The 7,752-nt window shown below is 65.0% G+C and carries 9 protein-coding genes and 1 pseudogene; 3 read left to right on the top strand and 7 right to left on the bottom strand.

Annotated features, from left to right (window positions below; translation table 11 throughout):
• Positions 1–258, top strand: a pseudogene (locus tag AC1DY5_RS34095) (IS1380-like element ISCARN34 family transposase); the annotation flags it as partial.
• 155 nt (positions 259–413) lie between these two features.
• The gene (locus AC1DY5_RS34090; RefSeq protein WP_478118711.1) at positions 414–746 is read left to right on the top strand and encodes a hypothetical protein; all 333 of its coding nucleotides are present in this window, start codon (positions 414–416) and stop codon (positions 744–746) included.
• Positions 747–1,162: 416 nt separating this feature from the next.
• On the opposite strand, the gene AC1DY5_RS34085 is transcribed toward AC1DY5_RS34090, so the two are convergent.
• The 6 genes from AC1DY5_RS34085 to AC1DY5_RS34060 all read right to left on the bottom strand — a co-directional run bounded on the left by AC1DY5_RS34085 (position 1,163) and on the right by AC1DY5_RS34060 (position 6,406).
• Entirely contained in the window at positions 1,163–1,744 is a 582-nt protein-coding gene (locus AC1DY5_RS34085) for a DUF2889 domain-containing protein (RefSeq protein WP_478118709.1), read from the bottom strand.
• A 15-nt stretch (positions 1,745–1,759) separates the two neighbouring features.
• The gene (locus AC1DY5_RS34080) at positions 1,760–2,518 is read right to left on the bottom strand and encodes an SDR family NAD(P)-dependent oxidoreductase (RefSeq protein WP_478118707.1); all 759 of its coding nucleotides are present in this window, start codon (positions 2,516–2,518) and stop codon (positions 1,760–1,762) included.
• A gap of 31 nt (positions 2,519–2,549) precedes the next feature.
• On the bottom strand, positions 2,550–3,953 hold the full coding sequence (locus AC1DY5_RS34075; protein ID WP_478118706.1) for an MmgE/PrpD family protein: 1,404 nt from the start codon (positions 3,951–3,953) through the stop codon (positions 2,550–2,552).
• Positions 3,954–3,988: 35 nt separating this feature from the next.
• Positions 3,989–4,966 (bottom strand): Bug family tripartite tricarboxylate transporter substrate binding protein, encoded by a 978-nt coding sequence (locus tag AC1DY5_RS34070; protein WP_478118704.1) that lies wholly within the window; start codon positions 4,964–4,966, stop codon positions 3,989–3,991.
• 76 nt (positions 4,967–5,042) lie between these two features.
• Positions 5,043–5,702, bottom strand: a complete 660-nt coding sequence (locus tag AC1DY5_RS34065) for a 3-oxoacid CoA-transferase subunit B (RefSeq protein WP_478118712.1) — start codon at positions 5,700–5,702, stop codon at positions 5,043–5,045.
• A gap of 2 nt (positions 5,703–5,704) precedes the next feature.
• Positions 5,705–6,406 (bottom strand): 3-oxoacid CoA-transferase subunit A, encoded by a 702-nt coding sequence (locus AC1DY5_RS34060; RefSeq protein WP_478118703.1) that lies wholly within the window; start codon positions 6,404–6,406, stop codon positions 5,705–5,707.
• Positions 6,407–6,588: 182 nt separating this feature from the next.
• On the opposite strand from AC1DY5_RS34060, the gene AC1DY5_RS34055 reads away from it, so the two are divergent.
• Entirely contained in the window at positions 6,589–7,506 is a 918-nt protein-coding gene (locus tag AC1DY5_RS34055) for a LysR family transcriptional regulator (protein ID WP_478118701.1), read from the top strand.
• 33 nt (positions 7,507–7,539) lie between these two features.
• Here the strand turns inward: AC1DY5_RS34055 and AC1DY5_RS34050 are convergent.
• On the bottom strand, positions 7,540–7,752 hold a 213-nt coding region (locus AC1DY5_RS34050), incomplete at its 5' end, for a tripartite tricarboxylate transporter substrate-binding protein (protein WP_478118699.1).

Raw genomic sequence — 7,752 nt, 5'->3', positions numbered from 1 at the left:
TACCTGGTGTGCGAGCTCGCGGCGCTGGCCATGATTATCCTGCGCCTGATGGGCCAGGCCGGGCTGCTGGGGYCCGATGCGCCGGTACGCCACGCGGCCAAGCGCCGGCGCATCAAGACGGTGATGCAGGAACTCATCTACCGCGCCGGGCGCCTCATCGAGCATGGCCGGCGCGTCATCCTCGGGCTGGGCGCCAATGATCGTTCGGCCAAGGCCTTCCAGCGGCTGCACGGAGAACTCTTCGCTGCCTGCGGCTGAGCGCAACTGGCCGATCACCGGCCTCACGAAACTCACGGATCCAGAAAATCGCGTTCCCGCGAGGTTGCGGCGCGGGGCAATTGCACGCCAACCCGAACAAGTCGCCYACCAACTCRCGATGCCGACGATCCAATGCCATCGAATTGGGTGATGTCATGTCTCAGGCGGTCAAATTGGACGGGCACGGCGCAACAAAACAAACCAACGCGACCAAGCGTGCGTCTGGGCTCACGGATTCAGGTCTCTACTTTTTCACCATGTTCGCGCAGGCAGTGTCCTTTGCCAGGGCTGCATCGTTCTTGTTCTGGTTCGGCACGAATTGCGCCACATGCGCCTTGCAATGCTCCGTCGATAGGGCGGAAGTCGATGAAGCAGGGGCCGTCCCTGATGCACAACCAATGACGCTGACAGCAACTAGGGAAATGCAAGACACGGAAATCAATGTTTTCATGGAACTAACTTTCGAAATTGACTATTTGGGAATCTGAGCTTGGGCACAACGACTTTGAGAATCTGTTGGTCGTCTACATTGAATGAGCTTCCTTTGCATGTGAATTCTTCTCTCGAGGAACGGACCACCAGGCAGGGCTGGTCCAAGGTGGACCGTTCCCTGCGGAGGGTCCATCCATCCGTATTGCTAATGCAACCTCAGTGCCAGCCAGTTGAGGGCGAGAAGGCCGTCCAGTGGACCCAAACTGCTCATTGCGGAGACATTTGCGTCCTCTTTGACGACACATGTCTTCTTTGTAGGCAAGACTGACGAAGTCCTCTGGCCAAATAGGCGCGGACCCACTGCGCGGCAACCCGGGCGAACGCCAGTTGCCCGGCCGCGTAAAGATTTGCGCGCAGCGCAGCTCCAATTTTCCTGCGCATGGGGCCGCGCTTCACGATGCTTGGCTCTGCATCATGCCGGCTCATCGCCACCGGTGGGCCGGCCAGGTGCGACGTAGTACTTCGGCCAGAACCGCAACACCATTTCGCGGCTGCGACCATAGGCATAGCAGCTGTCAAGCTGGGGCGGAGGTCCGTCGCCACTGTACTTGCGCGCGCTGGCGGGCCGCAAGCCGCGGATGCCCTGCATCGCGGTGGTGGCGAGCGGGATCAGCACTTCCATCAAGTGCGTGCAGCTGGCGGCGCCGCGCAGACGCTGCTTGACGGTTGCGGACCAGCCGCGAGCGAGGCGTTCCCCGATCAGGACACGCAAGGCGGCTTCGGCCTCCTTGCAGATCGCGTAGGGAGTGATGTCGGATGCCGCGCAGATGTCCCGCACAACATAGTCGCCATCGACCGTGAGCCRCACCCACAGGTCGTGCAAGGCCTGGCCTGGAGGCACGCGCAGCGCTCGGCCAAGGCTTTCGAACTCAAAGGGCTTGGTGTCGACCAGATGGGCTTCGACGTCGTAGAGGCCGTCATCCCGGGCATACGCCTGCATGTCGATGACGCGCCGGTGGATGTCGCGCCGCGCAGTGGGTGTGGGTAGAGGCATCGTGGTTCTCCTTCTTCAGCCTGCCATGAAGCCGCCATCCACACCCTGCAGGCTTCCCGTCACGTAGCGGGCCCGGTCCGACAGCAGCCAAACGACCAGCTCGGCCACCTCTTCGGGCTGCCCCAGGCGATGCATCGGAACGGATGCCAGCAATGCATCGCCGCGCGTGGCCAACGACGACTTGACGAACTCGGTGTCGATGAAGCCCGGGCACACGGCGTTGACGCGAATGGCGGAGGCGGCGTATTCGACCGCGGCGGTCTTGGTCAGGCCGTTGATCGCATGCTTGCTCGCACTGTAGGCCCCCGAGCCGGCACGGCCGACCAGGCCGGAGACGGATGAGGCATTCACGATCGCGCCACCGCCGTGCTGGCGCATGTGCTCGAGTTCGGCTCGCATGCACAACCACGTGCCGGTGACGTTGACCTGCATGATCCGGGCGAATGCCTCTTCGCTGATCTCGCCGATCTTTTTGGAGGCCGCACCGCATTGCCATTGGGCCAGCGCGGCGTTGTTGAATACGCCGTCGAGCCGGCTGAAGCGCTCGACCACCGCGGCGACCATGGCATCGACGTCGCTCGACACGCTGATGTCCACGCGCAGCGCCAGGGCGGTGCCGCCGGCCTCGGCGATCAACGATGCCGTCTCCTGGGCGCCCTCGAAGTTGAGGTCCGCCACGGCCACGCGCGCGCCCTCGCGGGCTGCGGCCACGGCCGTCGCGCGCCCGATACCGCCAGCTGCGCCGGTGATGAGGATCACTTTGTCATTCAGCATCTGAAGTCCTCGTGTAGTGCAAGATGCGCCGTCATGRCCGCACGGGTCCCGCGAACRGGCGAGTGATTTGCCGGACGTCTGCGACTTCCTCGAGGTTCATGATCAAACCGAGAGAAGTCCTCGCGGTCGCGTCGCCGAAGTTGCGTGCGACGAGGTCGAGGTATTTCTGTTCGATGTCGCCTCGGCTCAAGGGATTGAACGGCGAGCCGAGTGCATAGGCCGTGGCGGACAGGACCTTGCCATCGCGCATATGCAGCGTGACCTTGCCCTTGGGGATCTGCGTGGCACATTCCGGGTCGACCTCCAGGCGAACGCGAGCGGCAATGGCGGCCACGGCCAGGTCCTGGAAGTTGCCGGCCTCGGCGTCCAGATAGGCGCCGACGTCGTTGCGCCCACCGACGATGCGCATCGCGATGCCGTACTCGGCGCTGAACTGGGCGCCAACGATGTCCGTCGGGCGCGGGCCGGTCGCGCCGGTGTGGACGACAGTCAGCGGCTCACAGCCGAGCACCACGTGCTCGATGTCTCCGGGCGCAAAAGCGTGCACTGCCCGGAGCTTGTCGTAGGCCGCGAAATGGTGGTGGATCAGCGCGCACGAGGCATGGGGCTTGAGCGCTCCGCGCTCGGGGAAATGCCAGTGCGATCCCAATCCTTCATGCAGGAAGCGCGCGTCGTGCGCATTGCAAAAGGCCTGCAGAAAGCCACGCTTGCCTTCGAAGATCGTCGGCGGCCCGCTGAGGCCCAGGCGGGCAAGCCGCGCGGAACGGATGCCGCCCGCGGCACCGATGCCGGCGTGGGCGCGCTTCACTTCGCCGCCGCTTTGCGAGTACTCCGTCGTGCCCGATGCGTGGCTGCCCGCCACGCCCAGGGCATTGACCGTGGTCTCCAGGTCGAACTGCTCCAGCATGGCGGTGACCAGCGCCACGCCGAACACGCCGTGCGCACCGGTCTGGTGGAATCCGCGTCCGAGCAGCATCGAAGGCATGGTGGCCAAGGCGAGGCGGATGATGGTCTCGAACCCGACGGTCGCTGCCCGCAACAAGCCAGCGCCGCTGGCGCCCAGGGTCTCGGCCACGGCCAGGCCGCCGGGCACGACGACGCAGCCCGGATGGGCGTAGGCGCCGTTGCCGCCGTAGTCGTCGATCTCGAAGCTGCTGCCGGCCGTGCCATTGACGAAGGCGGCGCCTTCGGCATCGGCTTGCAGGGCGGTGCCGAGGATCGATGCCGGGCCGCCCAGGCCAAACTGCGTGACATAGGCTTGCGCGATGCGCGGCGCCGGCAGATTGCAGCAGCTGACCTGGGCGCCGATCTGGTCCAGGATATGCAACTTGACCCGCTCGAGCACGGCGGCGTCGACGTCGCGCAGATCCAATGCCAGTGCCCATTCTGCGAGCTGCTGCGCTACGGGTGGTGCGGGGGATGCTTCGTTGGCCATGCCTGTCGCTTCCTTTTTCGAGTGAAGGCCGTGTGCTACTCGGCGCGCGCCCCGGATTTCTTGATGACCTGCGCCCAGGTCGCGATCTCGGCGTCCAGGAAGGCCGAGAACTCTTGCGGGGTCGAGCCGATGGCATCCGAAGAGACGGCATTCAGTTGGCTGACGACGTCCGGGCGGCTGAGAATTTTCTTGACTTCGCGTTGCAGTGTGTCGACGACCTCCTTGGGGGTGCCTGCCGGCGCCAGCAGGCCGATCCAGCCGAGCAGCTCGTAGCCTGGAACGCCGGCTTCGGCCACGGTGGGCACGTCGGGGATCAGCGGAGATCTCTTCTTGCCCGTGGTCGCCAGGATCTTGAGGCGGCCCGTCTTCATCTGGGGGAGCACGCCGGGCGGCGACTGGAGCGCCACATCGATCTGCCCTGCCAGCAGCGCCAGCGTCACGGGGCCGGTGCCGTTGTACGGCACATGGACGGCATCGAACCCCGCCATCGTCTTGAGTAGCTCCATGCCGAGATGGTTGCCCTGGCCCGAGCCTGCGGAGCCATAGCTCAGGTCCGACTTCTTCGATTGGGCCAGCGCGACGAACTCGCCCAGCGTGTTGGCCGGCGACGAGGCCGGCACCGCGAGGACGAACGAGTTGCTCGTCAGCTGGGAGACCGGTGCGAAGTCCTTGACGGGGTGGTAGGCCAGCTTGGAATACAGGTTGATGTTGGTGGCATGGCTCGATGCGGTCACCAGCAGCGTATGACCGTCCGCCGGTGACCTGGCAACGAACTCCGCGGCGATGTTGCCCGCGGCGCCGGGCTTGTTTTCGACAACGGCCGGTTGTCCCAACGCCGCAGGCAGGTGCTGGGCGAGCAGCCGTGCGACCAGGTCGATGGTTCCCCCAAGCGGGGTCGACGCGATGATGCGGATCGGTTTGCTGGGAAAGGCCTGCGCGATCGCCGATGTGCCGATGCAGACGCCGGCCACCAGGGCCAGGGCCCATCGAAGGGGGGCTAAGCAAATCTTCATTTCAGTCTCCATGTGATTGTTTGATCGGCGCACGAACCGCCTTGCGATTTGGCCGCCATCGACAAACGAAAGGGAATTACCGTGCCATGACGGCTGCCTCAACGATGGGAAGCCCGACCAGCCGTTCCAATTCCTTGTGCGACAGGCCTTCGACGGTGTCGATCAGTCGCAGGCCCTGCGGCGAGCACTCCAGCGTGGCGAGATCGGTGTAGATGCGCTTGATGCAGCCCACGCCGGTCAGTGGATAGGTGCAGCGTTCCACGACCTTGCTGACGCCGTTCTTGTTCAGCAGATCCATCATCACCCAGGCGGCCTTTGCGCCGATGGCCAGATCCATGGCGCCGCCCACGGATGGGATGGCGTACGGGTCGCCGGTGCTCCAGTTGGCCAGGTCACCCGTGGCCGAGACTTGGAAGGCACCCAGCACAGCGATGTCCAGATGACCGCCACGCATCATGGCGAAGGAGTCGGCCTGGTGAAAAAACGCGCCGCCGGGCAGCAGCGTGATGGGCTGCTTGCCGGCATTGACGAGGTCGTAGTCCTCCAGTCCCTCGGCCGGTGCCGGACCCATTCCCAGGATGCCGTTCTCGCTCTGCAGGATGACTTCGCGCCCCGCCGGGATGTGGTTGGCCACCAGTGTCGGCATGCCGATGCCGAGGTTCACGTAAGCGCCCTGGGGAATGTCCTGCGCCAGGCGGGCCGCCAGTTGCGCCTTGCTGCGTGCTTGGTATGCCATCTTCATGCGATCTTTCTGGGGCCGACCGAGGGCGTCGCCATGCGAGGCAGCCGGACGAGCCGTTTCACGTGGATGCCGGGGGTCACGATCGCCTCGGGATCGATTTCGCCCAGCTCCCGGACTTCGCAGACGCTGGCCACCGTGAACTTTGCCGCGGCAGCCATCACGGGGCCGAAATTGCGTGCCGCCTTGCGGTACACCAGGTTGCCCCAGCGGTCGCCAGCCTCGGCCTTGACCAGTGCGACATCGGCGAAGATGGGGTACTCGAGCACGTAGTGCCGGCCGTCAATCTCGCGCGTCTCCTTGCCCTTGGCAAGCTCCGTGCCGTAGCCCGTGGGGCAGAACACCCCGCCAAGGCCTGCGCCCGCCGCGCGGATGCGCTCCGCCAGGTTGCCCTGCGGCACCAGTTCGAGTTCGATCTTCCCGCTGCGGTACATGCCATCGAAAACATGGCTGTCGACCTGGCGCGGAAAGCTGCATACCACCTTGCGCACGCGGCCTGCCTTGAGCAGGGCGGCCACGCCGAACTCGCCGTTGCCGGCGTTGTTGCAGACGATCGTCAGGTCCTTGGCGCCTTGTTCGAGCAGGCCAACGATCAGCTCATGCGGGATGCCCGCGGTGCCGAAGCCGCTGATCAGCACGGTCGACCCGTCCTGCACACCGGCGAGCGCCTCGGCCGGCGAAGCGGCGAATTTGTCGATCATGCGGGAACTCCTTTGAAGATGCGGGCAAGCGAGTCGCGAGATAACAGGGAATGCCTTGGCGAGGTTCTCCTTGCCCGGCGGTCACGATGGGCGCTATTTTTCAAAAATCATGCATAGCCGTCCAATTCTTATTGAGGAACCATTGATAGTTTTTCTAGAATCGTTGCAAAGCCGGAAAAGCCATGAAACTCCAGTTCCTGAAGTACTTCTGCGTGCTCGCCGAAGAGCTGCACTTCCGACGCGCCGCGGATCGCCTGGCGATCTCGCAGCCCCCGCTCAGCACGGCCATCCGCTTGCTGGAGGAGGAGTTGGGCGTGCAGCTGCTGCTGCGCAACAGCAAGATGGTCCAGCTCACGCCCGCGGGCGCTGCATTCCTGGTCGAGGCCAAGGAAATCCTCGAACGCGTCTCGCGTATCGGCAGCGTGGTGCGCGCCATCGACGGCGGCGCGCATGGGCGTCTGGACATCGGCATCGCGGGTTCCATGCTTTACCGCGAAACCCCAGCCATCCTGGACCGGTTCAAGCGCGAGGTGCCGGCCGTCGACGTGGTGCTGTACGAGCTGTACACCACGGAGCAGATCGAGAAGCTGATGCGCCGCCAGCTTCATGCCGCGTTCATCCAGGCTTCCCTGCTGCCAGCCCCGCTGGCCTCGATTCCGCTGCGCAACGACGTGTTCGTGGCCTGCCTGCCGGAGCATCACCGGCTGGCGGGCAAGCCCAGCGTGGACCTGCGCGAGATGGCGGACGAGTCCTTCGTGATGTTCTCGCGCGAGAGCGCGCCGGCCAGCCACGACCATGTGATCGGCATCTTCAGCCAGGCCGGCATCCACCCGCGCACCGTGCACCAGGCGCGCATCTGGATGACCGTCGTGGCCATGGTGGCCAATGGCTGCGGTATTGCGCTGGTGCCGCAATCGCTGTCACGCACGAACATCGGCGGGGTCCGTTTCATCCCCTTGGCCGGCAGTTCCGCAACGGCGCCAGCGCTCCTGGCATGGAACCCGAACATGGTGCCGCTCGCGCTGGAGAAATTCATCGCCAGCGCGGCGGTCACGATTCGGCAACAGGCGAAGTCGCCGGGTAGGAAGGCCCGCGGCTAGCCAACTAGGCCGCGGTGATTCCTTGCGCGGTGGTCATTCCTGGACCCAGCCCAGGTCGACGGCGAACTTGCTCATCCGCGCCGATTCGGTCTTCAGGTAGGACGCGAACTCCGCGGGCGGCATCGCCATGGGCTCCGTCGCTTCCGACTGCATGCGGTCGTTCAGTTCGGGACTGGCGAGTGCCTCGCGCAACGCGGTGTTGAGCCGCTGCACGACCTCGGGCGGCGTGCCGGCGGGCGCGAACAG

The sequence above is a fragment of the Variovorax sp. P4_D9 genome (assembly GCF_056401695.1).
This window is presented reverse-complemented; position numbering and strand designations above follow the sequence as displayed.